Here is a 1051-nt window from a genome sequence, read left to right as displayed (position 1 = left end):
CCTAGTGTCCTGCGCCAGGAATTCGCTTCAGATAGGAAGCGAGGCGTTCGAGGATCTCGTCTGCGGTTCTGGTCCAGGCGAACGGGCGTGGGTTCTCGTTCCATGTCCTGGTCCAGTCGCGGATGTCGTTCTCCAGGCTCCGGACGCTCTTGTGGACTCCGCGTCGCAGTCGCTTGTCCGTCAGGAGACCGAACCAGCGCTCGACCTGGTTGAGCCACGACGCACTCGTGGGCGTGAAGTGCAGGTGGAAACGGGGATGCGCGGCGAGCCATTTCGCGATGGCGGGAGTCTTGTGGGTGGCGTAGTTGTCACAGACCAGATGCACCTCCAGGTCCGCGGGGACCTCCTTGTCCAGCTTGACGAGGAACTTCCGGAACTCCACCGCGCGGTGGCGGCGGTGGATGGAGCCGATGACCTCGCCGGTGGCCACGTCCAGTGCGGCGAACAGCGTGGTGACACCCCCGCGCACGTAGTCGTGGGTGCGACGCTCGGGCATGCCCGGCATCATCGGAAGCACCGGCGCGGACCGGTCCAGGGCCTGTATCTGCGACTTCTCGTCGACGCACAACACCAGGGCCCGCTCGGGCGGGTCGAGATACAGGCCGACCACGTCACGGACCTTGTCCACGAACTGAGGGTCCTTGGAAAGCTTGAAGGTGTCCACCAGGTGGGGCTTGAGCCCGAACGCCTTCCAGACCCGACCGACCGTCGACTTCGACAGACCGGTCTCGGCCGCCATCGACGCCCGCGACCAGTGCGTGGCGTCCTTGGGAGTGCGTTCCAGAGTCGCGACGATCAGGTCCTCCACCCGTTCGTCGCCGATCTTTCGCGGGGCACCCGGACGAGGTTCGTCGGCCAGCCCCTCCAACCGTTCCACCACGAACCGGCGGCGCCACTTGCCCACCGTCTGCGGCCACACGCCCAGTTCGGCGGCGACCTCCTGATTCGTCCTACCCTCCGCACACCCGAGCACGATCCGACAACGCAACGCCAAAGCCTGCGACGACTTTCGGCGTCTCGCCCACCTCGTCAACGTCTCCCGCTCGTCGTC

At 66.1% G+C, this 1051-nt stretch carries 1 protein-coding gene; it reads right to left on the bottom strand.

Annotated features, from left to right (window positions below; translation table 11 throughout):
- Position 1: 1 nt before the first annotated feature.
- On the bottom strand, positions 2 to 1051 hold a 1050-nt coding region (locus ABZS54_RS43035), incomplete at its 5' end, for an IS630 family transposase (RefSeq protein ID WP_355548955.1).

Source organism: Embleya sp. NPDC005575, assembly GCF_040605455.1.
GTDB lineage: Bacteria > Actinomycetota > Actinomycetes > Streptomycetales > Streptomycetaceae > Embleya.
Note: the sequence above shows the minus strand (reverse complement) of the source record. Positions and strands in the feature narration are given on the sequence as shown.